The sequence below is a fragment of the Aeromonas sp. s3 genome (genome assembly GCF_040907805.1).
GTDB classification, from domain to species: Bacteria; Pseudomonadota; Gammaproteobacteria; order Enterobacterales; family Aeromonadaceae; genus Aeromonas; species Aeromonas dhakensis.
In genome coordinates this window covers 334,381-358,877 of sequence record NZ_JBFOCQ010000033.1, presented here as the reverse complement: position 1 = coordinate 358,877, position 24,497 = coordinate 334,381, and the positions used below count along the sequence as shown (strand labels likewise).

Below are 24,497 nucleotides of genomic sequence, written 5' to 3'. Positions count from 1 at the left end.
GTGATTTAAGTTTACGTTAGCGTAAACGTAAATTGATTGTTAGTCTAAGGTAAATTTGTTGCGCCATGACGGCAAGGGCGATTGCCCGGTCGTGATGGTCCCCGTCACAGGAGTGCCCATGGCCCGCCCGCAAACGGCCCATGATGCGCCAGCAAGGAGAGAGTGCCCATGAACAACCATCAGACCCGGTTCGGTGACGTGCCGCTGCACATCGGCGGGGAAGCGTACCCTTCCGCGAGCGAGCAGTGGATCGAGGTGACCGACCCGGCGGATCAGAGCCTGCTGGCGCGAGTGCCAAAGGCCACCTCGGCAGAAATTGCGCTGGCGGTGCGCACCGCCCACGACGCCTATCTGCTGTGGCGGGAGGTGCCGGCCTCCGAGCGGGCCCGGGTGATGTTCAACTACCAGCATCTGTTGAAGACGCATCACGACGAGCTGGCGGCCCTGCTGGCCCAGGAGACCGGCAAGAACCTGGCGGATGCCAAAGGGGATGTGTGGCGCGGCATCGAGGTGGTGGAGCAGGCCTGCGCCATCGCCAGCCAGACCCTGGGGGAGACCATGGGCAACGTGGCCCGCCGGGTCGATGGCCACTCCTGGGTGCAGCCGCTCGGGGTCTGCCTTGGCATCACTCCTTTCAACTTTCCGGCCATGATCCCGCTCTGGATGTTCCCGTTGGCGGTGGCTTGCGGCAACGGCTTCGTGCTCAAGCCCTCCGAGCAGGATCCGCTCACCCCCATGCGCCTGGCCGAGCTGTTTGCCGAGGCAGGGGCCCCCAGGGGCATTTTGTCGGTGGTGCATGGCGGCGCCGAGCAGGTGGATGCCCTGCTGGCCCATCCCGATATCAAGGCGGTCAGTTTCGTCGGCTCGGCCCGGGTCGGCGGCCACGTCTATCGCAGCGCCACTTCCCAGCTCAAGCGGGCCCAGTGCTTTGTCGGTGCCAAGAACCACATGGTGATCATGCCGGATGCCAACAAGGCGCAGGTACTGAGCAACCTGGTGGGGGCCGGGGTCGGCGCCGCCGGTCAGCGCTGCATGGCCATCAGCGTGGCGGTGTTCGTGGGCAGCGCCCGGGAGTGGATCCCCGAGCTCGCCGCCGAGTTCGCCAAGGTGAAACCCGGTGTCTGGCACGATCCCGAAGCCGCCTACGGTCCCCTCATCAGCCCGGAGGCCAAAATCAGGGTGGAGGGGCTTATCGAGGCGGGGATCGCCGAGGGGGCCGAGTGTCTGCTGGACGGCCGCTTCTGCGACGTGCCCGGCTACCCGGTGGGCAACTGGGTGGGGCCGACCCTGTTTCGCGGCGTGACTCCCGAGATGCGTATCTACAAGGAGGAGATCTTCGGGCCCGTGCTGACCTGCCTCGAGGTAGGGAGTCTCGATGAGGCGCTCGCCCTCATCAACGACAACCCCTACGGCAACGGCACCTCCATCTTCACCGGCTGCGGCGCCGCCGCCCGCAAGTTCCGTCACGAGGTGGCGGTGGGCCAGGTGGGGATCAACGTGCCCATCCCGGTGCCGCTGCCGTTCTTCTCCTTCACCGGCTGGCGCGGCTCCTTCTACGGGGATCTGCACGCCTACGGCAAGCAGGCGGTGCGTTTTTACACCGAGACCAAGACGGTGACCGAACGCTGGTTCGATGAAGACATCCCGACCGGCCCCAATATGACCATCCAGCTGCGCTGATGGCGGATGCAGCCCGGGTTGTCCGGGCGCACTCATTGACAGCAACGGAACGACCGAACAAGTACAAGGAAGCAAACAAGATGGATTTTAACCTGACCCCGGATCAGCAGGCCTATGTGGAGGCCGCCAGTGCCTTTGCCGAGGAGGCGCTCAAGCCCCACGCCGCGCGCTGGGACAAGGATCACGAGTTTCCCGTCCCGACCATCAAGCAGGCGGCGGCGCTTGGCTTTTGCGGCCTCTACACCCCGGAGCAGTACGGCGGGCTCGGCCTGCCGAGACTCGATGCCAGCCTTATCTTCGAGCGCCTCGCCATGGGCTGCACCTCCACCACCGCCTATCTGACCATCCACAACATGGTGAGCTGGATGCTGGGCAGCTGGTTGCCTGCCGAGGTGGCCGAGGAGTGGGTACCCAGGCTGGCCAGCGGTGAGCTGCTGGGCTCTTATTGCCTCACCGAGCCGGGGGCCGGCTCCGACGCGGCGGCCCTCAAGACCCGCGCCGTGCGCGATGGCGAGGATTACGTCATCGACGGTAGCAAGGTGTTCATCTCGGGCGCCGGCAGCACCGACGTGCTGGTGGTGATGGCGCGCAGCGGCGGCGAGGGGGCGAAGGGGATCTCCGCCTTTATGGTGCCGGCCCAGACCCCCGGCGTGAGTTACGGCAAGGCGGAGGAGAAAATGGGCTGGAACAGCCAGCCGACCCGGGAGGTGAACTTCAGCGCCGTGCGCATTCCCGCCCGTTACCGGCTGGGGCAGGAGGGCGAGGGGTTCAAGTTCGCCATGCAGGCGCTCGATGGCGGGCGCATCAACATCGCCACCTGTTCGGTCGGTACCGCCCAGCAGGCCCTCGACGATGCCCTGGCCCATGTGCAGCAGCGCCAGCAATTTGGCCACCCGATCAGCGAATTCCAGAGCGTGCAGTTTCGCCTGGCCGACATGGCCACCGAGCTCGCCGCTGCCCGGCTGCTGGTGCGTCAGGCGGCCGCGAGACTCGATGCCGGGGTGCCGGACAAGAGCGCCTGGTGCGCCATGGCCAAGCGCTTTGCCACCGATGTGGGCCACCGCATCTGCGACGACGCCCTGCAACTCTTTGGCGGCTATGGTTATATCCGCGAGTACCCGCTCGAGCGCTACCTGCGCGATACCCGGGTCCACCGCATTCTGGAAGGGACGAATGAAGTGATGCGGCTCATCATCGCCCGCCGTCTGCTGGCCGAGCCCGGTCTGGTGCTGGAGTAGCGAGGTGGGGCCGTCGTGCTCGGAGCCCGCCCTGACGACGCGGTTGGCGTGACTCGTCGTCAGGCTTTGTGAGCCAGCCGCAGGTCGGCTCCATTCAACCCTGTCATCATGAGGCAGGTTTTTTGACAAGGACAACGCAATGACAAGGATCAGGCTCGAATATCACGGTCACGTGGCCTACATCACCCTCGACCATCCTCCCGCCAACACCTGGACGCTCGCCAGCCTGCAGGCCTTCCTGCAGATGATGGTGGAGCTCGACGGCCGCCCCGACGTGGTGGCGCTGGTGATCCGCGGGGCCGGAGACAAGTTCTTCTGTGCCGGCGCCGATCTCAACATGTTTGCCGACGGCAACGTCGAGCACGCCCGCGAAGTGGCCGAGGCCTTTGGCCGCGCCTTCGAGGCGCTGGCCCGCTTTCACGGGGTCAGCATCGCCGCCATCAATGGCTATGCCATGGGGGGCGGCCTCGAGGTGGCGCTGGCCTGCGACATCCGCATCGCCGAGCAGCAGGCCAAGCTGGGCTTGCCGGAGGCCTCGGTGGGCTTGCTGCCCTGCGCCGGCGGTACCCAGCGCCTCACCGAACTGGTGGGACCGGGCTGGGCCAAGCGGATGATCCTCTGCGGCGAGAAGGTGAGCGCCACCCTGGCCTACGAGATGGGGCTGGTGGAGGAGGTGGTGAAGGAGGGCCACGCCTGGGAGGCGGCGCACCAGATGGCCCAGCTGGTGGAGCGCCAGAGCCCGAGCGCCCTGCGCGCCTGCAAGACCCTCATCAATCAGGGGCGCAGCGGCCATCGGGACGCGGCGCTGCCGCTCGAGCGCAGCCTGTTCCTCACCCTGTTTGAGGATGCCAACCAGCGCGAAGGGGTGGCCGCCTTCCTCGAGAAGCGGGCCCCGCGCTGGCACTACGACCAATCGAAGCCTGTGAAGAGTGAGGGAGTGAAGGATGAATGAGGTAATGATGGCGGCCCGCCGTGTCGCGGGGGCTGATACCCTGTCTGCGGAGGCCAGCCATGAGTGAGCCTGTGCGCATCGAGACCCACCCCACCGCGGATGGTCGCCACATCGGCATGCTGACCCTGGACAGCCCCGCCTCCCTCAATGCCCTGAGCCTTGAGATGATCCAGTTGTTGCAGGCGGCGCTGACCCGCTGGGAGCAGGATCCGGCCATCGTCTGCGTGCTGCTGCAGGGGGCCGGCGAGAAGGCGTTTTGCGCCGGCGGCGACATCCGCTCTTTTTATTACCGCAAGCAGGAGGCGAGCGAGTCGGCACTGTTCGGCTATGCTCGCGACTTCTTTGAGCAGGAGTACCGGCTCGATCACCACATCCATTGCTACAGCAAGCCCCTCATCTGCGTGGCGGACGGCATCTGCATGGGCGGCGGCATCGGCCTCTTTGCCGGGGCCGGTTTTCGGGTGGTGACCGAGAAGAGCCTGTTCGCCATGCCGGAGGTGACCATCGGCCTCTACCCCGATGTGGGGGCCAGCTGGTTTTTGAGCCGCATGCCGGGCCGGCTCGGGCTCTGGCTCGGTCTCACCGGGGCCCGCTTCAACGGGGCGGACGCCATCGGTCTGGGTCTGGCGGATCACGCCATGGCGAGTCACGAGCGGATGGAGCTGCCGGCGCGCCTCGCCGCCCTCGACTGGTCCGGCGCTGTCGATGCCAGCGAGCAGATCGAGGGGCTGCTGGCCGGTTTGCAGCGATCTCTTGGCCAGACGCTGCCGGCCCCCGTGCTCTTGCCCCACCAGGCTCGCATCGATGCGCTGCTGGCCGGCCGCTCCCTGCAAGGGGTGTTGGCACGCCTCGAGGGGGCCGAGCTGGACGAACCGGCGCTGGCCCAGGCGCGGGCAACTTGCCAGAGCGGCAGCCCCATCAGCCGCGCTATTCTCTGGCGCCAGTTCTGGCAGGCACGGCGCCAGTCGCTGGCCGAGGTGTTTGCCGACGAGCTGACCCTCTCGGTCAACTGCGTGCTCAGAGGGGACTTCGTGGAAGGGGTGCGGGCCCTGCTCATCGACAAGGACAAATCCCCCCGCTGGCAGGCCCCGCAGACGGGCGAGGCCTGGCTGGATGCCTTCTATCGCTGGCCCGAGGGGGACAACCCCTTGCGCCCCCGCTGACGCGGGATCACACACAAGGAACAGACCATGACAAGGATTGGATTTATCGGGCTTGGCAACATGGGGGGCCCCATGGCCGCCAACCTGGCCAGGGCGGGGCACACAGTGCAGGTGTTTGATCTGGTGGCCGAGAGCCTGACCCGCGCCATCGAGGCTGGCTGCATCGCCGCCGGCGATGCCCGCGAGGCGGTGAGCGGCTGCGAGCTGGTGATCAGCATGCTGCCGGCGGGGGAGCATGTGCGCAGCCTCTGGTTGGGTGAAAGCGCCGGTGAGCGGGGTGGGCAGGATCTGCTGGCGGCCCTGCCGCACGGCGCCCTGGTCATCGACTGCTCCACCATAGACGTGGCCTCGGCCCGCCAGGTGGGGGCGGCGGCGCAGGCGCGCGGCATCCGTTTCCTCGATGCTCCGGTGTCGGGAGGGGTGGCCGGCGCGGCGGCGGGGACGCTCACCTTCATCGTCGGCGGCGAACAGGCGGATTTTGAGGCGGCCAAACCCGTGCTCGCCTGCATGGGGCAGAACCTGTTTCACGCCGGGGCGCTCGGCGCCGGCCAGATCGCCAAGATGTGCAACAACATGCTGCTTGCCATCCACATGGCGGGCACCGCCGAGGCGCTGGCGCTCGGGGTCAAGGAGGGGCTGGATCCGGGCGTGCTCTCCACCATCATGGGCAAGAGCTCGGGCAACAACTGGAGCCTGGAGCGCTACAACCCCTGGCCCGGGGTGATGGAGAACGTACCGGCGTCGCGCAACTATCAGGGGGGCTTCATGACCCGGCTGATGGTCAAAGACCTGGGGCTCGCCATGGCCCTGGCCGAGCATGCCCACAGCGCCGTGCCCATGGGGGCGCTGGCGCGCAACCTGTTCAACCTGCACGCCACCAAGGGACAGGGGGCCCGGGATTTTTCCAGCATCGTCGAACTCTATCTGGACAAGACAGAGCCGGGTTAAGGGCCGCTATCTACCTTTTTACCCGATAGTCACCGGCCATCTCACCAGGAGCATTTATGGATATCACACAAAAAGTCATCGCCATCACGGGGGCGGGCAGGGGGCTGGGTCGCGCCATCGCCCTGAGTCTGGCGGAGCAGGGGGCGCAGCTTGCGCTCATCGACGTCAACCGCACCGATCTGGAGGTGACCGAGGCGGAGGTGCGCAGCCGTGACGGCCGCTGTGCCCTGTTCGTCTGCAACGTGGCAAGCGAGCCGGAGGTCGAGGCGACCTTCGCCGCCATCAAGGATCAGTTCGGTGCCCTGCACGGCCTCGTCAACTGCGCCGGCATTCTGCGCGATGGCATGCTGATCAAGGTGAAGGAGGGGTTGCTTGCGGAGAAGATGAGCCTGGCCCAGTGGCAGAGCGTCATCGACGTCAACCTCACCGGCACCTTCCTGTGCGGGCGCGAGGGAGCGGCGCTGATGGCCACCGGCGGGGAGGGGGGCGTCATCATCAACATCTCCTCCATCGCCCGCGCCGGCAACATGGGTCAGAGCAACTATGCCGCCAGCAAAGCGGGGGTGGCCTCGCTGGTGGTCACCTGGGGGAAGGAGCTGGCCCGCCACGGCATCCGGGTGATGGGCATCGCCCCCGGGGTGTTTGCCACCGACATGACGGCGGCGATGAAGCCCGAAGCCATGGCCCGCATGCAGCAGGCCATCCCGGTGGGGAGCCTCGGGCAGGCGGCGCAGCTGGCTCAGACGGTGCATTTTATTCTCGCCAATGACTATCTGTCGGGTCGGATGATCGAGCTGGACGGCGGCTTGCGCCTCTAGATTCCAGCTCTCTTTTGCAGATGCCCCTGGCCCTCGGCGCAGGGGCATTTTTATTGAAACGTTTGTCAGCAGTCAGGTTTGCCGAGCTCGGCTGCAAGCTGCATTCTCATGCAGGTCTTATCCGCAAAAGGGGGCTCAGGTCATGGAAAAATGTGAAATATCAACGGGTCTTTCTTAATTTGAACCAGCTCACAGGCCCCCGGGGTCAGTGCTGTAAAATTGCGCGCGGTCAAGGCGGTGCATGATTGACGGTACGAGGGATTGCGGTCGGAATAGTCATGCAATATAGTTGCCGCCTTTTTCACGGGGTACGGATTTCTAGCCCCTCCCATATTGCGCGCAGTATGAATACGGACGCTCTGCCGCCGCCTAATTAAACAGGATTGAGATGGACAAGAAACTGGGGCTTGGCGCCCTCATCTCGCTGGTGATCGGCTCCATGGTCGGTGCCGGGGTCTTCAGTCTGCCGCAAAACATCGCCGCTCATGCCAGTGCCGGGGCCGTCGCTTTGGGATGGGCCATCACAGGTATCGGCATGATCTGCCTCGCGCTGGTGTATCAGAATCTCTCCATGCGTCGCCCGGATCTCGATGGCGGCATCTTCAGCTATGCCAAGGCCGGTTTCGGCGATTTCATCGGCTTCAACGCCGCCTGGGGCTACTGGCTCTGCCAGCTGCTGGCCAACGTCTCCTACGCCATCGTGGTGTTCAGCGCACTGAGCTACTTCTTCGACACGCCGGACAACGTCATCTTCGGTGACGGCAACACCCCGGTGGCCATCACGCTCGCCTCCATCCTCATCTGGTCGGTACACGCCCTGGTGCTGCGCGGCATCCAGGTGGCGGCGCTGGTGAACATCGTCACCACCATCGCCAAGATGGTGCCCCTCATCGTCTTCTGCGTGGCCATCCTGCTCGCCTTCAACATGGATACCTTCACCCTGGACATCTGGGGTCAGGGCACCCCTGAGCTGGGCTCCGTGATGGATCAGGTCAAGTCCACCATGAAGGTGACGCTCTGGGTCTTCATCGGCATCGAGGGGGCCGTGGTGGTCTCCGCCCGTGCTCGCCATCGCAAGGACGTAGGCCGGGCCACCGTGCTGGCGCTGCTGGGGGCCCTGACGCTCTACGTCATGGTGACCCTGTTCTCGCTGGGGGTCATGAACCAGCCGCAACTGGCGGCCCTCAAGAACCCCTCCACCGCCATGATCCTGGAAGCCGTGGTCGGCCCCTGGGGCGCCTGGCTCATCAACATCGGCCTGGTCATTTCGGTGATGGGGGCTCTGCTGAGCTGGACCGTGTTGGCGGCGGAAGTGCCCTACATCGCGGGCAAGACCGGCGTCTTCCCCGGCTGGTTCGCCAAGGAGAACAAGAACGGCTCGCCGCAGGTGTCGCTCTGGTGCTCCACCTGCCTGGTGCAGACCTTCCTCATCATCATCTACTTCCAGAGCAGCACCTATCTGGCGCTGGTCAACATCGCCACCTCGGCGGCGCTGGTACCCTACGTCTTCTCTGGTGCCTACGGGCTGAAGCTGGCGCTGAAAGGGGAGACCTACGCAGGTCAGCCTCATCAGCGCAAGCGCGACCTCTTCCTGGCGCTGGTGGCGACCGTCTATGGCTGCTGGCTGGTCTATGCCGCCGGGGTCGAGTACCTGCTGCTGGTGGCGCTGCTCTACAGCCCCGGCATCTTCATCTACTGGAAGGCGCGCCAGCACCATGGGCTGCGCGGCCTCAACCGGCTGGAGCAGGGGATGACGGCGGCCCTGCTCGGTTGCGCCGTGCTGGCCTTCTACAAGGTGATGGACGGTACCATTCCCTTGAGTTAACCGGCACAATGAAGAGATGGCCCAAGGGCCATCTCTTTTTTTATGTGCTGCACACGACTCGGTGCGCGGCAGAGCCTCGGAAGGAATTTTTATGCTGTTTATGGGTTATCTGCTGCTGGGGGCGTTCGCCGGCATGCTGGCGGGATTGTTCGGCATCGGCGGCGGTCTCATCATAGTGCCCGTGCTGGTGCTGAGCTTCCACGCCCAGGGCGTTGCCCCCGATATCATTACCCATCTGGCACTCGGCACCTCGCTGCCCACCATGATCTTCACCGGCTTCAGCTCCCTGCGCGCCCACCAGGAGGCCGGGGTGGTGGACTGGGTAATGATCCGCCGGCTTGGCGCCGGCATGCTGGTCGGGGCCTGGCTCGGCGGCATGACCGCCAATCTGCTCAGCGCCAGCACCCTCAACATCATCATCGGCTGCTTCGCCTGGACCATGGCACTGCAGATGGGGCTAAATCTCAAGCCCAAGGCGGAGCGTCATCTGCCGGGGGCACTCGGCACCGGCATCGCCGGCACCCTCATCGGCTGGATGTCGGCACTGTTTGGCATCGGTGGCGGCTCGCTGACCGTGCCTTATCTGAGCTGGAACAGCGTGCCGATGCGCAACGCCGTGGCGGCCTCCGCCGCCTGCAGCATGCCCATCGCCCTGGCAGGCAGCCTCAGCTACCTCTACGCCGGCTGGGGCAACCCGGATCTGCCAGATTGGAGCCTGGGTTATATCTATCTGCCGGCGCTGCTCGGCATCGTGCTCACCAGTACCCAGTTTGCCCGGGTCGGCGCCAGGCTGGCGCACCGACTCTCTCCCCAGCGGCTCAAGCAGGCGTTCGCCCTGCTGATGCTGCTGGTGGGTGCCAAATTCATGCTGTTTAGCTGAACCCTTGGCCAGATTGTTGAAAAATAAGGCGAACGGCATGAGCGAGGGCAGAAAGCCGTTGCATTGATGGGCCAGTTTGCCTATTCTCCTCGCCGGTGGTCCTATTGGTCCTCTCGCATTGATAACCCGTCGACCTGGTCAGGACCGGAAGGTAGCAGCCAAGGCGGGGGACTCGAGTGCCGGGATGTGGCTGGTAGGGCCACCACTTGTTTCTGCAATTCAATAAGTTACCTATCAATCTCTCTTCAGACCTCTTGGTCATCCACTTGATGTGGATGAGCCTGGTGTCTTCATCCCATATTTCCGATTCTCTGCCGCAAGCTCTCAGGTGCGACCGCAAGGTGGCTCTGGCGTCCAGCGCAAACGTCCTCTTGATCTTCCACGTAGTTCCCTTGGGATCATGTTTCCCTCAGTCACTGCCCGTGGCCTCTATTGCCATTGCATTCTCTTTGTTCTCACCACGCTACAACCCCTTTTTTGAAAGAGAAGGGCTTGCCGTATGCCTACGGCCAGGCGCTGGAAAGCGCCAGACCGTCGGCAAGCCCGAGCACTGACTGGTGGCGCGTGAACCACTTGCTGGCCTGACGGGCAACGGCCAGCACTGGGGGATCAGGACAGCAGCGCTCGCTTCTCGATCAGGAAATCCATCAGCGCCCGGATCTTGGCCGGCATCTGGGCCCGCGACGGCACATAGAGATAAAACCCAGGGAAGGGGGGGCACCAGGGGGCGAGTACCCGCACCAGTGAGCCGTCACTCAGGTGCTGGCGCACCCGCAGATCCAGGTGTTTGACCAACCCCACCCCCTGCAGGGCCGCCTGCAGCATGCTGTCGTCGTCGTTGAACACGGCGTTGCCCTTGGGATCGACGATCTGGGTGTGCTGCTCCTCATCGGGGGAGGTAAACGACCAGCGGTCGATGGTATTGCTGGAGGTAAAGCGGTAGGCCAGGCAGTTGTGCCGGGTGAGATCGCCCGGGGTCTGCGGCGTGCCATGCTGCCTGAAATAGTCGGGTGAGCCGACGATGGCCATGGTCAGAGGGGGGGTGATGGGCACCGCCACCACGTGTTCATCCAGGCTCTCCCCCAGGCGAATGCCGGCATCCATCCCGTCGGCGATGATGTTGGAAAACCCGTCCGCCATCACCAGCTCCAGCCGCAGCTTGGGATGGCGCGCCAGAAACTCCCCCATGTGCGGCTCGAGCAGCAGCCTGGCGGCGATGCGCGAGCTGTTGATGCGTATAAGGCCCGAGGGCTCAAGGTGGGAGTCATTGAGCTCGCTCACCACCCGCTCGATGGCCGTGAGGGAGGGTTGCAGCACGTCCAGCAGGCGCTGCCCCTCCTCGGTCAGCGACATGTCGCGGGTAGTGCGGTTGAGCAGCCGTACCTGCAGCTGCTGCTCCAGCCCCTTGAGGTGCTGGGAGAGGGCGGCGCGGGTCACCCCCATCTCGGTGGCGGCCTTGGTGAAGCTGCGGTGACGGGCGATGTGGGCAAACCACGTCAGTGACGCGACGAGTGAAGGTTCTATGGGCATTTGTTTAGCCTGGCTAATCAGTCATGTCTTGATAGGTGCGTATATCTAGCTCAATAGACTTACTACTATTAGCTCGAACTCGCGTCAAGCATGACGCCCCTGAACCTAACGGAGAGCCCGACCATGTCCCACGTCACCTTCCTCAATCGCAACGGCCAAGGCATCACTATGGCCGCCATCGTTCACTTCCCCGCCCATTTTGATGAGCATAAACAATACCCGGCGGTCGTAGTCTCCCACCCCGGCGGCGGGGTGAAGGAGCAGACCGCGGGCCTGTACGCCAGCAAGCTGGCCGAGCAGGGCCTCGTTGCCATCGCCTTTGACCGCTCCTATCAGGGCGAGAGCTCGGGCGAGCCGCGCCAGCTGGAGAACCCCCATGTCAGCACCGAGGATGTCAGCGCCGTGGTGGACTACCTGACCACGCTGCCCTATGTCGACGAGAACCGGATCGGGGCCATGGGCATCTGCGCCGGTGCCGGCTACAGCGCCAATGCCGCCATCCAGGATCGCCGCATCAAGGCGCTCGGCATGGTCAGCGCGGTCAACATCGGCCAGATGTTCCGCAATGGCTGGGACAACAGCGTCAAGGATGCCGATGCCATGGGGTATCTGGACTTCGGCTCCCAGGCCCGCACCGCAGATGCGACCGGCAGCGGCTACGCCACCATCCCCTTGGCCCCCCTGCGTGAAGAGGATGCTCCCAACGAGGAGCTGCGCGAAGCCTGGGAGTACTACCATACCCCGCGTTGCGAGCACCCCAATGCGCCGGGCTTTGCGCTGACCCGCAACCTGAACCAGATCATCACCTACGACGCCTATCACAAGGCGGAGGCCTTCCTGACCCAGCCGATCCTGGCGGTGGCTGGCAGTGTGGCTGGTAGCAAGTGGATGAGCGATGACCTGCTGGCGCGCGCCGCGAGCACTGACAAGACCCTGCATGTGGTGGAGGGGGCCAACCACATGTCCCTCTACGACATGCCCCGCCATGTCGACGAGGCCGTCGCCAAGCTGGCCCCCTTCTTCCTGCGGACCCTGAACTAATCGGCCCGCGAGAGGGGGAAGCCCCTCTCGCTTATCGAGGAGCATCATCATGAGCCATGTATTGAACCTGACCTATCAGAACCTGGGCTGGCAGACGGCGGCCGACCTCTACCTGCCGCCCGATTTCAACGAGCAAAAGCGCTACCCGGCTATCGTCAGCACCCACCCCATCGGCAGCTGCAAGGAGCAGACCGCCGGCAATGTCTACGCCAAAGGGCTGGCTGCGGCGGGGTTCGTGGTACTGGTCCATGACGCCAGCTTCCAGGGCGCCAGCGGCGGTGAGCCGCGCTTTATCGAGGATCCGGCCATTCGGGTCTCCGACATCCGCTTCGCGGTGGACTACCTGCAATCCCTCTCTTATGTGGATAGCGATCGCATCGGTGCCATCGGCGTGTGCGGCGGCGGCGCCTACACCATCCATGCGGGCATCACGGATCACCGCCTCAAGGCGCTGGTCTCCATCACCGGGGTCAACTATGGCCGCCTGATCCGCGAAGGCTTCGCCCAGTTCAAACCTCTTGAGCTGGCCCAGAGCATCGCCCGGATGCGCACGGCGCAGGCACAAGGTGACGCCACTGAGCCCGCCGATCTGCTGCCGGCGTCCGTGGCGGCGGCCACCGCGGCAGGCATCACCGACATCGACGTGCTGGAGGCCACCGAGTACTACAAGACGGCGCGCGGCCAGCAGCCTCACGGCGCGACCCGCCAGCTGATGTCCTTCACCGGCGCCGCCATGGGATGGGATGCCTTCCTCCATGCCGAGGTGCTGCTGACCCAGCCGTTGATGGTGGTCATCGGCGACAAGGCGGGGGGCTTTGGGGCCTATCGGGACGGCTGGGAGATCTACGGCCGCGCCGCCTCCACCGACAAGCACATTGTCGTGGCCGAAGGCTGGTCCCACTACGACCTCTACGATAAACCCGAGCCGGTGGCCATCGCCATGGCAAGCCTCGTGCCCTTCTTCCAGCGCACCCTGTGATCCCGCGGTGGGGGCATCCCCACCCATTCAAGCGACAAGGTAAACCGATATGCGAAACGTACTGATCCTCGGCGCCAGCGGCCAGATAGCCCGGTGGGTGGTCAAGGGGCTCGCCGGGCAGCGCGACATCCGCCAGACCCTGCTGCTGCGCGATCCCAAAAAATTGAGCGGCCGTGAGCCGGCCAACGCCAGGGTGGTGATCGGCAGCGTGCTGGACAAGCCGCTGCTCAAGGAGGCGATGGCAGGACAAGAGATCGTCTACGCCAACCTCAGTGGCGACAACCTGGACAAGCAGGCCCAGGCGGTCATCGCCGCCATGCAGGCCGCCGGGGTGAAGCGCCTGGTCTTCGTGCTATCCCTTGGGATCTACGACGAGGTGCCCGGCAAGTTCGGCGAGTGGAATCGTGGCATCATCGGCGAGGAGCTTAAACCCTACCGACGCGCGGCGGACGCCATCGAGGCATCGGGGCTGGATTACACCATCTTGCGCCCGGCCTGGTTGACCGATGAGGATCAGGTGGATTACGCACTGACCGCCAAGGGCCAGCCCTTCCAGGGCACAGTGGTGTCGCGCAGGAGCGTGGGGGATCTCATCACCCGGATCCTGGTCTCGCCCGAGCTGCATCTGGGGGAGAACCTTGGCATCCACCAACCCGGCAGCGAGGGCGACAAGCCGTACTTCATGTAGGGGGGGGCGAGGGCGCTGGTCTGCGGTGCCGGGACGGGGGCGCGGGCGTCATGTCGCTTGCAGCGACGCCATGCCGGCCCGATGGGCCTGCTCCAGCTCATCCAGGTCGAGTACATAGGCGCGGTTGTCCGCGAGGCTGGCTATCGCCAGTTCGATAAAGTGGCGTACCCGGGCGGGCTGGGCGGCGCGACTGCCGTAGTAGAGAAACAGGCCGAGCCGCTGGGTCATGTGCTCGAGCAGCAAGGGCACCAGGCGGCCGGCGCGGATATGCGCCGCCGCCGTCGGCCCGGCCAGCTGGCCGATGACATCGCCAGCCAGCACGGCCCCCAGCTCCACCATCTCGTCGTTGGTGGAGAGCGCCGGGCGCACCGGAAGCTCCTGCAGTTCGTCCCCCATCTTGACGTACCAGGGGATCAGGCGTCCGTTGCCCGCGTGGCGAAAGGCACTGCAGCGATGCAGGGCAAGGTCGTGCAGGGTGAGGGGCACGCCATATTTGCGCAGATACGCGGGGGCGGCGCAGATGATGAGCTGCATGGGGAACAGGCGGCGCGCGATCAGCCCCTCCTGGGGCGAGATGCCGATGCGCAGCCCCACATCGACCCGCTCCTCCACCCAGTTGCCGACCCTGTCATCGAGCCGGATATCCGGCTGCACATCGGGATAGCGGCGGCAGTACTCCTCCAGCAGCGGCCCTATGACCGTCTGCACCACGGAGCGCGGGCCCACTATTCGCAGCGGGCCCGCGAACTCCTCACGGGTCTGGCGCGCCGCCGTCAGGGCCTGCTGCAGGCCGAGCAGGGCAGGCTGCGCCGCCTCCAGAAATCGTTGCCCCTCTTCGGTCAGCGACATGCTGCGGGTGGTGCGATGAAACAGGCGTACCCCCAGATAGCTTTCCAGCTGCCCGAGCGCCTTGCTGGCGGCCTGGGGAGAGATCTGCTGGGCCTCGGCCGCCTTGCTGAGGCTGCCCAGCTCGGCCGTGTGTACGAAGGTGGTGATGGAGCGCAATTCGTTGATCATGGTCTGGCTCATGGATTTACATCATTTGGTTGTAACTGATTCCGTCATTTACCGTCTAGTTCGATGTTTATCCCATCTCTATAGTGCGTCCATCGACCGCGCCAGCCTTTAGCGCTTGACTCCCCTTCGGGTTGGTTGAGACAAGGGGCTGTGCATCCATGGTTACCAGGGCAGTTTCGGCTGCATTGTGAGAAAAGGAGCAAGCATGCAAACACGTCAATTGGGTCACAACGGGCTGACGGTATCCGCCATCGGTCTGGGCTGCATGGGCTTGAGCTTTGGTTATGGCCCCGCCACCGACAAGGCGGAGGCGATCGCCCTGATCCGGCGCGCCCATGAGCTCGGGGTCACCTTCTTCGATACCGCCGAAGCCTATGGCCCTGGCGACAACGAGTTGCTGCTGGGGGAGGCGCTGGCCCCGTTTCGCGACAAGGTGGTGATCGCCACCAAGTTCGGCTTCAAGCACGGCAAGGTACCCGATGGGCTGGACAGCCGGCCGGAGAATATCCGCGCCGTGGCCGAGGCCTCCCTGCGCCGGCTCAACACCGATGTCATCGATCTCTTCTATCAACACCGCGTCGATCCCGAGGTGCCGATGGAAGAGGTGGCCGGCACAGTACAGGACCTGATCCGCGAGGGGAAAGTGCGCCACTTCGGTCTGTCCGAGGCCGGCGTCGATTCCATCCGCCGCGCCCACAAGGTGCAGCCGGTGGCGGCGCTGCAGAGCGAATATTCCCTCTGGTGGCGTGAGCCCGAGCAGATGATCCTGCCGCTGCTCGACGAGCTGGGGATAGGTTTCGTGCCGTTCAGCCCGCTTGGCAAGGGCTTTCTGACCGGGGCCATCAAGGCCGATACCCGCTTCGAGGCGAACGATTTTCGCAGCATAGTGCCGCGCTTTGCCGAGGAGGCCCGCGCCGCCAACCTGCGCCTGGTGGAGGTGCTGGGGGATCTGGCCGCCAGCAAGGGGGTGACGCCGGCCCAGATTGCGCTAGCCTGGCTGCTGGCCCAGCGGCCCTGGATCGTGCCCATTCCGGGCACCACCAAGCTGCACCGGCTGGAAGAGAACCTGGGAGCCGCCGCCATCAGGCTCGGCAGCCGCGAGCTGGCCGACATAGACGCCGCCGTGGCAGGCATCGAGCTGGAAGGGGGGCGCTACCCGGCGCACCTGGGAAAACTGGTGGGGCGCTGAGGCGCCCTGTTTGAAAGCGAGCTGTGCAAGGCACCCGGCCACTGCCGCGTGTCTTGCACAGCTCGTGTCACCCCGGTTCGCCGGGGCCCTTATGTTGTTATGACTCACAGGAGCCGCGATGGCCGGTATTATCTCGTCTGTATTGCAATCGGGTCTGCCCGAACACCAGGACTCAACCCAGTATCGGGCAGGCCGGTTTCACAATCTGGTGGCGCCCCCCGCGCGCAGTGTCTGGCAAGAGGTCGGGATCTGGCGTGACTTCCTGTTTGGCAAGCCCGCCGGCACCCTGCCGGATCGCGCCATTCCGGTGCAGGCCATGACCCTTGCGGATGTCATGGCGGCTCCGGATTCCAGCGTCTGGCGGCTGGGTCACTCCAGCCTGCTGCTCAAATTGCGCGGCCAGTTCTGGTTGACCGATCCCGTCTTCAGCGAGCGTGCCTCACCGCTCTCATGGCTTGGCCCCAAACGTTGGCACGCCCCGCCCATGGCCCTGGAAGATCTGCCGCCCCTGGCTGGGGTGATCCTCTCCCACGATCACTATGACCACCTGGATCACGCCACCATAGTGGCGCTGCAGGGCAGGGTGGCGCACTTCATCACCCCGCTCGGGGTCGGGGCCAGGCTCCGCGCCTGGGGCGTGCCGGCACACAAGATCAGGGAGCTGGACTGGTGGCAGCAGACCCGGGTCGATGGCATTGAACTCATCGCCACGCCGGCCCAGCACTTCTCCGGCCGCGGCCTGAGCGATGGCAACCAGACTCTTTGGGCCTCCTGGGTCATTCGCAGCGATGAGTGCAAGCTGTTCTTCAGCGGCGACAGCGGCTATTTCACCGGCTTCAAGGAGATAGGGGAGCGCCATGGCCCGTTTGACATGGCCTTCCTCGAGACGGGGGCCTACAACGAGCGCTGGGCCCATGTGCACATGTTTCCGGCCCAGACCGCGCAGGCGTTTCACGATCTGCGCGCAGCCTGGCTCTATCCCATCCACAACGGCACCTTCGATCTTGCCATGCACCCATGGGATGAGCCGCTGGAGCAGATCACCCGGCTGGCAGCCGAGCAGCTGATCCCGCTGACCACCCCCATGATGGGGGAACCGTTGACCTTGCAGGCCCCTCATGGCGGCAACCCCTGGTGGCGGGAGTGAACCTGGATCTGGCTCAAGCGTGAAAACGGGCGCCCATGCCGGGCGCCCGCATCGTCGAGCCAGCGCCTGCTACCTTCATACCGCTGCGTTCGAGCGCACGGCGCCGCTTCAAGCCTGATTGCCCAGGGTCATGGTGCGCTTGCGCTGTTCGCGCACCAGGTGACGGTTGATCTCGCCCAGCAGCGTCTCCTTGCTGATGGGCTTGGTGATGTAGCCGTTCATGCCGTGGGACAGGTAGTACTGCTTCGATTCGGGCATGGCATCCGCGGTCAGGGCGATGATGGGAATGTCGGCCCAGCTCTGGCGCGAGGCGCGAATATGGGTGGTGGCTGCCAGCCCGTCCATCACCGGCATCTGCACATCCATCAGCACGATGTCGAAGGTCTCTTGCGCCAGTCTGGCCAGCGCCTCTTCCCCCTGCAGCGCCAGCGTCACCCGATGGCCGGCAGACGCGAGCATGGCACCGATGACCTTGCGATTGGTGGCGTTGTCGTCCACCAGCAAGATGCGATAACTCTCCTGACTGATCGGCTTGCTGGGCAGGCTGGTCATCGACGGGGTGGTCGCCTGGGCAGGCCAGAGATAGGTAAAGGTGCTGCCGAACCCCTCGTGGCTCTCGACCGAGATGTCGCCCCCCATCAGGCGGGCGAGGTTGCGGGAGATCTCGAGGCCCAGCCCCGAGCCACCATATTGGCGGGTGATGGAGATGTCGGCCTGGGAGAAGCGCTGGAACAGGTTGCCCATCTGGTACTTGCTCATGCCGATGCCGGTGTCCTGAATCGCGATCCGAATCGAATGACGCTCCTTGTCCAGCGGCTGGCTGTCCACCCTGATGTTCACCTCGCCCTGGTGGGTGAACTTGATGGCGTTGCTCAGCAGGTTGAACAGGATCTGGCGCACCCGCAGGGGATCCATCATCAGCCATTCCGGCGTGTTGGGGGCCAGGGTCAGGCTGAGCTTGATCCCCTTCGCATCGCAATTGCTCTGCATCAGGGCCCGGATGTCCTCCAGCAGCTTGGGCAGATGGTGGGGCACGAGCTGCAGCTCGATGCGCCCCTCTTCCAGTTTCGAGATATCCAGAATGTCGTTGAGCAGCCCCAGCAGATGGTTGGCTGACTCCCGGGCCGTCTCCAGGTACTCCCGCTCTCTGGGGGCCATGGTGCGATCCGCCAGCAGCGACAACATGCCGAGTATGCCGTTCATGGGGGTGCGGATCTCGTGGCTCATGTTGGCCAGAAAGCTGCTTTTCGCCCGCTGACCCGCTTCGGCCTCGCGGTTGGCCCGCACCAGCTTCTCGTTGAGCTGCTGCATCAGCTTGTGCTGCAGGAACGAGATATTCATCTGCCGCCAGATGAGCAGGGCCAGCACGAACAGCAGGGCAAACTGCAGGGCCGCGATCAGGCTGGTGGTGATGATCTGCTGGCGGACCCCCTCGCGGCGGGCGACGTCGAGCAGGGTCGCCTGCTCGTTGACCTCCAGGGTCAGCTGGTGGAGCTGGGGGAGCAGGGCGGTCAGCTGTTGATCAAGCTGCTGATGGGCCGCCTGATCCAGCGGCTTGTGCTGGATCGGCCCGAGCCAGAGATCGGCCAGGGCGATGAAGCGGCGCATCTCCTTGCTGGCCTGCTGATAAATCTGGGTATGTTGCAGCAGGTTGCGATCCTTGCTCTCCAGCACCAGCTCAATCCGGCTGACCAGAATGTCGTATCTGAGCTGGAACTTGACCCGCGGCTCATTTTTCAGGGCATTTTGAAAGCGCAGCGCCTCGTTGTAGAGCTGGAAATAGTTCCACATGACGTTGTCTTCACCCTGACTGGTGCTGTGCTGCAGCTCTTCGAACTGCCGGTACTGGACGGTACCGATACCGGCAAACGCCAGCAACAGCACGCAGAGCACGACGAACAGGGAGCGCTGACTGGCTGCCATGGATTGCATGATGCGGTTCACTCCACCTTGATCTTGTTGATCTGCCAGATGGCACGGCCGTAATAGAGCTTGTTGCGAAGCTCGGGGTATTGATCAAACGGGTAGATGAGGAACAGGGGCCCCTTGTCGCGCACCGACAGCGGCTTGCCATCGATGCTGCGGGCCAGGATCACCTGATACTGGGCGGCATCGCTGGTGGGCACCTGGATCGAGTAGTCGTTGAGCGCCGTGATGGTCAGCTGGGGGGCTTCAAACACATTGAACCTCATTACTTTCCTCCATGAAGTCGTGAGAAACAGATGCCAGGGCAACAGCAAACTAGGCATGAGAGGAAAGGCAATAAGTGTGCCTGATAGTAGAAATCAGTTATGGCGTGGTGTTGTTGGGAGTGAAGGAGGGAGAAAATCACTATTTCATCGCATTTTGCAATCAGAAGGATGAGAGCTGTTGCAAATTGATAAGTACATTTTTCCTTTAGATTACCAATGTACCCCTTTGGAGATGCCCAATGTGGTCATAGGGGGGAATGCCAGACAGCATGCCGCGATGCCCCGCTGCGCCATCCCTGCCGCCCTCATAGATGTTTGCCCGCTGGTCCTTGCCCGGACCTTTCCTTATGGCAGGGCCGGCTCGCTCATGCTGGCGACTGTCTGCCAGAAGGCCTCGATCAGCGGCCCCTTGCTGTGGGGCGGGCGGATAAGGCCTATGGTCCAGCAGGCTTCCCCCTCGGTCAGCGGCAGGGTCAGTACGTCCGGGTGCTCTATGGTGGTGGAGGAGGGCACCAGGGTCCAGGCGATGTCGGCGGCGGCGGTGGCAACGCCGGCGGCGAAGTCGTTGACGTACTGGATATCGCGAAAACGCAGCCCGCTCTGGGCCAGGTAGTGCATCAGGTGATCGTAAAACGAGGGGGCCTTGTCCCGGCGCAGGATCGCCAGCGGTTTGTCCACCAGATCAGCCAGCTTGCTCACGCCGGCGTAACTGGCGGGCAGCACGGCGACAAAATGGGCCCGCACCACCGGCAGACACGGCCACCCCTTGGGGGCGGGCAGGCGGCAGAAGCCGAGATCCAGCTTGCCTTCGCTCAGGGCCAGCAACTGATGGTGGGTGGAGAGATCGTTGAGCTCTATGGTCACCTGGGGGCGTTCGGCCCGAAATTGCGCGATGGCGGCGGGCACCAGCAGCTTGGTGGCAACGCCAAAGCCGATGCGCAGGGTGCCGCTGTTGCCGGCCAGCACGTCGCGGGCGCTGCGTGCTAGCTGCTCGCTGGCGGCCACCAGGGCGCGGGCATCCTCATAAAGGGCGCGCCCCAGCACGGTGAGACGGGTGCTGCTTGCGTTGCGCTCGAACAGCTCGCCGCCCAGCTCCTCTTCCAGCCGCCGGATCTGCTTGCTCAGCGCCGACTGGGTGACGTGCTGGCGCACCGCCGCCTGACCGAAGTGCAGTACCTCCCCCAGGGTGACGAAGGCCTTCAGATCCCGCAGCTCCATGTCGGCTCCTTTGATTCCTGTTTGGAATGTTGAATGGTTAAATTTGTCATTGGACGGAATTTTAGAACTGTTCGATGCTAATGCCAATTCCATTGGGCACCGCCAGTCGGTGCGATCAAGGTGGCCAGCCCACCGCCGCAGAAGGAGCAACCCCAGATGCATCACCACAAGTTCAATGACTTCCCGAAAGATTTTCTGTGGGGCGCCGCCTCCGCCGCCTATCAGGTGGAAGGGGGCTGGGACGCCGATGGCAAGGGGCCCTCGGTGTGGGATCTGTTCACCAAGCTGCCGGGCAAGACCTTTGAGGGGAGCAACGGCGACGTGGCGGTGGATCACTACCACCGCATGGAGGAGGACGTGGCGCTGATGGCCGAGATGGGGCTCAAGGCCTACCGCTTCTCGGTGAGCTGGCCGCGCATCTACCCGACCGGTCGCGGCGAGGTGAACGAGGCGGGGCTCGCCTTCTATGAGAAACTCATCGACACCCTGCTGGCCCACCAGATTGAGCCGGTGCTCACCCTCTATCACTGGGACCTGCCCCAGGCGCTGCAGGACGAATACGGCGGCTGGGAAGACAGACGGATCATCGCCGATTTCGAGCACTACTGCGTGACCCTCTATCAGCGCTTTGCCGGCAAGGTGAAGTACTGGGTGTCGCTCAACGAGCAGAACTACAACCTGACCAACGCCTATCAGCTCGGCACCCATCCGCCTGCAGTGCAAGACCGCAAGCGCTTCTTTGCCGCCAACCACATCGCGTTTCTGGCCAACGCCCGGGTCATCAAGGCGTTTCGCCAGCACGTGCCGGGGGGACTGATCGGCCCAAGCTTTGCGTACTCCCCCGCCTATCCGGCCTCGAGCGATCCCAAAGACATGCTGGCTTACGAGAATGCCGAGGAGTTCACCAACCTCTGGTGGCTGGATGCCTACTGCTTCGGCCGCTACCCCCAGGCGGCGCTCGCCTACTTGCGGGAGAACGGCGAGGCGCCCCAGATCCTGCCGGGCGATCTCGAGCTGTTGCGGGAAGGAACCCCCGACTACATAGGCGTCAACTACTACTACACCCTGACCTATACCGACAACCCGCTCGGCGGCCAGACGATGCAGCGCATCAACACCACGGGCAAGAAGGGCACTACGCCGCCAAGCGGCATTCCCGGCCTCTACAAGACGGCGCCCAACCCGCACCTGGAGACCAGCAACTGGGACTGGGCCATCGATCCGACCGGGATGCGCATCGCCCTGCGCCGGCTCTCCTCTCGCTACGGCCTGCCGCTGATGATCACCGAGAACGGCCTCGGCGAGTTCGACAAGCTGGTAGAGGGAGATCGGGTGCACGACGACTACCGCATCGACTATCTGCGCAGCCACGTCAAGGCGTGCCAGGAGGCGCTGCAGGACGGGGTGGAGCTCCTGGGCTATTGCGCCTGGTCGTTCACCGACATCCTGAGCTGGCTCAACGGCTACCAGAAGCGCTACGGCTTCGTCTATGTTGAGCGGGACGAGCAGGGGGGCTCCCTGCGCCGGCTCAAGAAGGACAGCTTCTACTGGTACCAGACGGTGATAAGCTCGGGCGGCAAGACACTGTAACCAAATCCATCCCCTCGACGGGCCCCGCCAACTGGCGGGGCCCGTTTTTTTTGTCCGTCTGCCGGGCCGACCCGCGCCGCATCCGGGCATGGCACTTGCCGGATTGATCCAACTCATCTTTTTGTCAATTAGCGTGTGCGGATGGCGGCTGCAAACCGGCGGGAGGGGCAATCTGGTTTAGATTCAATATGTTTACGCGGCCCCGAAGAGGGATCTATCACCTTGGCAGAGGTGGAAGCGCATCATGCACCACAACAGCTCTCATCCCCGCTGCGGCGGGCCGGTTGCCCAGCAGGTTGATCTGCGCCAGCTGGTATATGCCCTGTCGGCGTCGCTGGATCTGGTCGGCATCGGCGATGTGGCACACGGCAAGCGGGTCGGCATCATGGCCGCCGAGTGTGGCAAGGCTCTGGGGGCCGGTGAGAGCGAGCAGGCCTGCCTGTTCGAGCTGGGGGTGCTGCACGACATCGGCGTCTCCTCCACCTTTATCCACAGCCATCTGGTCAGCGAATTCGACTGGGAGTCTTCCCAGCGTCATTGCGAGGTCGGTTACGATCTGCTCAAGGATTTCCCGCCGCTGGCCCCGCTGGCGGAGCCCATCCGCTATCACCACACCCACTGGCATCAACTTGTTCGGCAGCAGGGGGTGACAGCCACGGTGCGGCGCCAGGCCAACCTCATCTTTCTGGTCGACCGGGTCGATGCCCTGGCGGCCCCGCATTATGGGGACGGCTCCCTGCTGATGCACACCCAGGAGATCCGGCAGCGGATCGAGGCGTGCGCCGGCGAGTTCTTCGACCCCGAGCTGGTGGCGGCCTTTTTGCGGGCCTCTCTGCCGGAGGCATTCTGGCTGCAGCTGGAGGGGCGCGCCATCACCGACTACATGCGCGGCATGCTGAGCGAGCGGGAGCCCTGCCTCACCAGCAACGGCGAGCTCAAGCAGCTGGCGCGCATCTTTTCGGCCATCGTCGATGCCAAGAGCCCCTTCACCGTGGCCCACTCCCTCGGGGTGGCCAGGCTGGCCCGGCGGCTGGCCCAATGGATGGGGATTGAGGAGGGACGCTGCGAGCAGCTGGAGATCGCCGGGCTGCTGCACGATCTCGGCAAGCTGCGGGTACCCGACGAGATCCTCGACAAGGCGGGAAAACTCGATGAGCGGGAGCGGGCCATCATCAACACCCACAGCTTTGAAACCTATCAGATTTTGCGCCACATCGACGGCTTCGAGGAGATTGCCCTGTGGGCCTCCTATCATCACGAGGAGCCCAATGGCTGCGGCTATCCTTTCCACCTGACCGCCGAGGCGATGCCGCTGGAGGCGAGGATCTTGCGGGTGGCCGACATCTTCCAGGCCATGGTGCAGCACAGACCCTATCGGGCGGGGCTGAGCGCCGACGCGGCGCTCGGCTTCTTGCAACAGCTGGCGAGCCAGGGGCGGGTCGATGTCGACGCCGTGGCTACCCTGGCGGCGCACCTGCCCGAGGCTCACCAGGCCGCCAGCGGTCAGACGCAGGCGGCCCAGAGAGTCCTCGGCGTCGGTGAGCGGACGCCTTAGAGGAACATGCCGCCGGAGGCCTCGATGCGCTGGGCATTGATCCAGCGGCTGTCGGGGGAGAGCAGGGCGGCGATGACGCCGCCGATGTCCTCCGGCTGGCCCACCCGACCCAGCGCGGTCTGACTGGCGATGAAGTCGTTGACCGCCTGATTGTCCCGTACCACACCCCCGCCAAAATCGGTCTCGATGGCTCCCGGCGCCACCACGTTGACGGCGATGCCGCGCGGCCCCAGCTCCTTGGCCAGATAGCGGGTCAGCACCTCGACCCCTCCCTTCATGGCCGCATAGGCGGCATAACCGGGCAGCGCGAAGCGGGTCAAGCCGCTTGACAGGTTGAGGATGCGCCCGCCATCGCGCAGAAGCGGCAGCAGCTGCTGGGTCAGAAAGAAGACCCCCTTGAGGTGAATGTTGAACAGGGTGTCGAACTGCTGCTCGCTGGTCTGCTCGATGCTGGCGTGAATGCCGATGCCGGCGTTGTTGACCAGAAAATCGAACCGATCCCGCTGCCACGCGCCCAGCTGCTCGCGCACCTGGCTGGCGAAGGCGGCAAAGCTGCTGCTGTCGGCCACATCGAGGGGCAGGGCATGGGCTCTGACGCCGAGGGCGGTCGCCTCGGCCACCACGGCCGCCGCCTCTTCGGCCTGACTGCGATAGGTGATGATGAGGTCGACGCCGCGGGCGGCGAGGGCCAACGCCGCCTGTTTGCCAAGGCCGCGGCTGGCGCCGGTGATGAGTGCGATGGGATGGGTCATGAGAGGACTCCTGTCTGTGGTCATGGGCTCGGGATGAGCCGGTGTGATCACTCTATTGCCCGTTGTTGATTGGATAAATAAGGCGATAATGAATG

Annotated in this window: 21 protein-coding genes and 1 other RNA gene; 16 read left to right on the top strand and 6 right to left on the bottom strand. The window is 64.4% G+C overall.

What is annotated here, in order from left to right:
* The first annotated feature begins 168 nt into the window (after positions 1-168).
* The 9 genes from AB5Y98_RS19895 (at position 169) to ffs (ending at position 9,703) form a co-directional block, all read left to right on the top strand.
* Positions 169-1,680 carry a CoA-acylating methylmalonate-semialdehyde dehydrogenase gene (locus AB5Y98_RS19895; RefSeq protein ID WP_368232695.1) on the top strand — a complete coding sequence of 504 codons (1,512 nt, stop codon included), beginning with the start codon at positions 169-171 and terminating at the stop codon, positions 1,678-1,680.
* Between the two features lie 80 nt (positions 1,681-1,760).
* On the top strand, positions 1,761-2,918 hold the full coding sequence (locus tag AB5Y98_RS19890; protein WP_368232693.1) for an acyl-CoA dehydrogenase family protein: 1,158 nt from the start codon (positions 1,761-1,763) through the stop codon (positions 2,916-2,918).
* Between the two features lie 139 nt (positions 2,919-3,057).
* Positions 3,058-3,870, top strand: coding sequence for an enoyl-CoA hydratase (locus AB5Y98_RS19885; RefSeq protein WP_099359326.1), 813 nt, complete (start codon positions 3,058-3,060; stop codon positions 3,868-3,870).
* 59 nt (positions 3,871-3,929) lie between these two features.
* On the top strand, positions 3,930-5,033 hold the full coding sequence (locus AB5Y98_RS19880) for an enoyl-CoA hydratase/isomerase family protein (RefSeq protein WP_139752855.1): 1,104 nt from the start codon (positions 3,930-3,932) through the stop codon (positions 5,031-5,033).
* A 27-nt stretch (positions 5,034-5,060) separates the two neighbouring features.
* Positions 5,061-5,981 carry a 3-hydroxyisobutyrate dehydrogenase gene (gene mmsB / locus AB5Y98_RS19875; protein WP_042051663.1) on the top strand — a complete coding sequence of 307 codons (921 nt, stop codon included), beginning with the start codon at positions 5,061-5,063 and terminating at the stop codon, positions 5,979-5,981.
* 56 nt (positions 5,982-6,037) lie between these two features.
* On the top strand, positions 6,038-6,799 hold the full coding sequence (locus AB5Y98_RS19870; protein WP_017786952.1) for an SDR family oxidoreductase: 762 nt from the start codon (positions 6,038-6,040) through the stop codon (positions 6,797-6,799).
* Positions 6,800-7,187: 388 nt separating this feature from the next.
* Positions 7,188-8,624 (top strand): arginine-ornithine antiporter, encoded by a 1,437-nt coding sequence (gene arcD, locus AB5Y98_RS19865; protein WP_010633821.1) that lies wholly within the window; start codon positions 7,188-7,190, stop codon positions 8,622-8,624.
* Positions 8,625-8,715: 91 nt separating this feature from the next.
* Positions 8,716-9,504 carry a sulfite exporter TauE/SafE family protein gene (locus AB5Y98_RS19860; RefSeq protein ID WP_368232688.1) on the top strand — a complete coding sequence of 263 codons (789 nt, stop codon included), beginning with the start codon at positions 8,716-8,718 and terminating at the stop codon, positions 9,502-9,504.
* 102 nt (positions 9,505-9,606) lie between these two features.
* An RNA gene (gene ffs, locus AB5Y98_RS19855) (signal recognition particle sRNA small type) lies at positions 9,607-9,703 on the top strand.
* 410 nt (positions 9,704-10,113) lie between these two features.
* Here ffs and AB5Y98_RS19850 read toward each other — a convergent pair.
* Positions 10,114-11,034: a LysR family transcriptional regulator gene (locus AB5Y98_RS19850; RefSeq protein ID WP_368232686.1), complete on the bottom strand. Its 921-nt coding sequence runs from the start codon at positions 11,032-11,034 to the stop codon at positions 10,114-10,116.
* A gap of 123 nt (positions 11,035-11,157) precedes the next feature.
* Between AB5Y98_RS19850 and AB5Y98_RS19845 the strand changes: the two genes are divergently transcribed.
* The 3 genes from AB5Y98_RS19845 to AB5Y98_RS19835 are packed head-to-tail and all read left to right on the top strand — an operon-like array spanning position 11,158 to position 13,742.
* The gene (locus tag AB5Y98_RS19845) at positions 11,158-12,075 is read left to right on the top strand and encodes an alpha/beta hydrolase (RefSeq protein ID WP_368232684.1); all 918 of its coding nucleotides are present in this window, start codon (positions 11,158-11,160) and stop codon (positions 12,073-12,075) included.
* A 49-nt stretch (positions 12,076-12,124) separates the two neighbouring features.
* Positions 12,125-13,054: an alpha/beta hydrolase gene (locus AB5Y98_RS19840; protein WP_368232681.1), complete on the top strand. Its 930-nt coding sequence runs from the start codon at positions 12,125-12,127 to the stop codon at positions 13,052-13,054.
* 49 nt (positions 13,055-13,103) lie between these two features.
* The gene (locus AB5Y98_RS19835; RefSeq protein ID WP_368232679.1) at positions 13,104-13,742 is read left to right on the top strand and encodes an SDR family oxidoreductase; all 639 of its coding nucleotides are present in this window, start codon (positions 13,104-13,106) and stop codon (positions 13,740-13,742) included.
* A 48-nt stretch (positions 13,743-13,790) separates the two neighbouring features.
* Here AB5Y98_RS19835 and AB5Y98_RS19830 read toward each other — a convergent pair whose 3' ends face one another.
* The gene (locus AB5Y98_RS19830; RefSeq protein ID WP_139430937.1) at positions 13,791-14,771 is read right to left on the bottom strand and encodes a LysR family transcriptional regulator; all 981 of its coding nucleotides are present in this window, start codon (positions 14,769-14,771) and stop codon (positions 13,791-13,793) included.
* A gap of 193 nt (positions 14,772-14,964) precedes the next feature.
* Here AB5Y98_RS19830 and AB5Y98_RS19825 point away from each other — a divergent pair, with 193 nt between their 5' ends.
* Both AB5Y98_RS19825 and AB5Y98_RS19820 read left to right on the top strand, forming a co-directional pair.
* Positions 14,965-15,948, top strand: coding sequence for an aldo/keto reductase (locus AB5Y98_RS19825; RefSeq protein WP_244366813.1), 984 nt, complete (start codon positions 14,965-14,967; stop codon positions 15,946-15,948).
* A 118-nt stretch (positions 15,949-16,066) separates the two neighbouring features.
* Positions 16,067-17,095 carry an MBL fold metallo-hydrolase gene (locus AB5Y98_RS19820; RefSeq protein ID WP_247653962.1) on the top strand — a complete coding sequence of 343 codons (1,029 nt, stop codon included), beginning with the start codon at positions 16,067-16,069 and terminating at the stop codon, positions 17,093-17,095.
* 108 nt (positions 17,096-17,203) lie between these two features.
* Here AB5Y98_RS19820 and AB5Y98_RS19815 read toward each other — a convergent pair whose 3' ends face one another.
* From AB5Y98_RS19815 to AB5Y98_RS19805, 3 genes are all read right to left on the bottom strand, one after another.
* Positions 17,204-19,027 carry an ATP-binding protein gene (locus tag AB5Y98_RS19815; RefSeq protein ID WP_247653963.1) on the bottom strand — a complete coding sequence of 608 codons (1,824 nt, stop codon included), beginning with the start codon at positions 19,025-19,027 and terminating at the stop codon, positions 17,204-17,206.
* An 8-nt stretch (positions 19,028-19,035) separates the two neighbouring features.
* Positions 19,036-19,275, bottom strand: a complete 240-nt coding sequence (locus AB5Y98_RS19810) for a hypothetical protein (RefSeq protein ID WP_235589348.1) — start codon at positions 19,273-19,275, stop codon at positions 19,036-19,038.
* Between the two features lie 357 nt (positions 19,276-19,632).
* On the bottom strand, positions 19,633-20,505 hold the full coding sequence (locus AB5Y98_RS19805; RefSeq protein ID WP_042051692.1) for a LysR family transcriptional regulator: 873 nt from the start codon (positions 20,503-20,505) through the stop codon (positions 19,633-19,635).
* A gap of 156 nt (positions 20,506-20,661) precedes the next feature.
* On the opposite strand from AB5Y98_RS19805, the gene AB5Y98_RS19800 reads away from it, so the two are divergent.
* Both AB5Y98_RS19800 and AB5Y98_RS19795 read left to right on the top strand, forming a co-directional pair.
* Complete coding sequence (locus AB5Y98_RS19800) at positions 20,662-22,095, top strand: glycoside hydrolase family 1 protein (protein ID WP_368232675.1); 1,434 nt, start codon at positions 20,662-20,664, stop codon at positions 22,093-22,095.
* Between the two features lie 244 nt (positions 22,096-22,339).
* Positions 22,340-23,650 carry an HD-GYP domain-containing protein gene (locus AB5Y98_RS19795; protein WP_279484308.1) on the top strand — a complete coding sequence of 437 codons (1,311 nt, stop codon included), beginning with the start codon at positions 22,340-22,342 and terminating at the stop codon, positions 23,648-23,650.
* On the opposite strand, the gene AB5Y98_RS19790 is transcribed toward AB5Y98_RS19795, so the two are convergent.
* The gene (locus tag AB5Y98_RS19790; RefSeq protein ID WP_010633855.1) at positions 23,647-24,402 is read right to left on the bottom strand and encodes an SDR family NAD(P)-dependent oxidoreductase; all 756 of its coding nucleotides are present in this window, start codon (positions 24,400-24,402) and stop codon (positions 23,647-23,649) included. The genes AB5Y98_RS19795 and AB5Y98_RS19790 overlap by 4 nt on opposite strands.
* Positions 24,403-24,497: the final 95 nt, after the last annotated feature.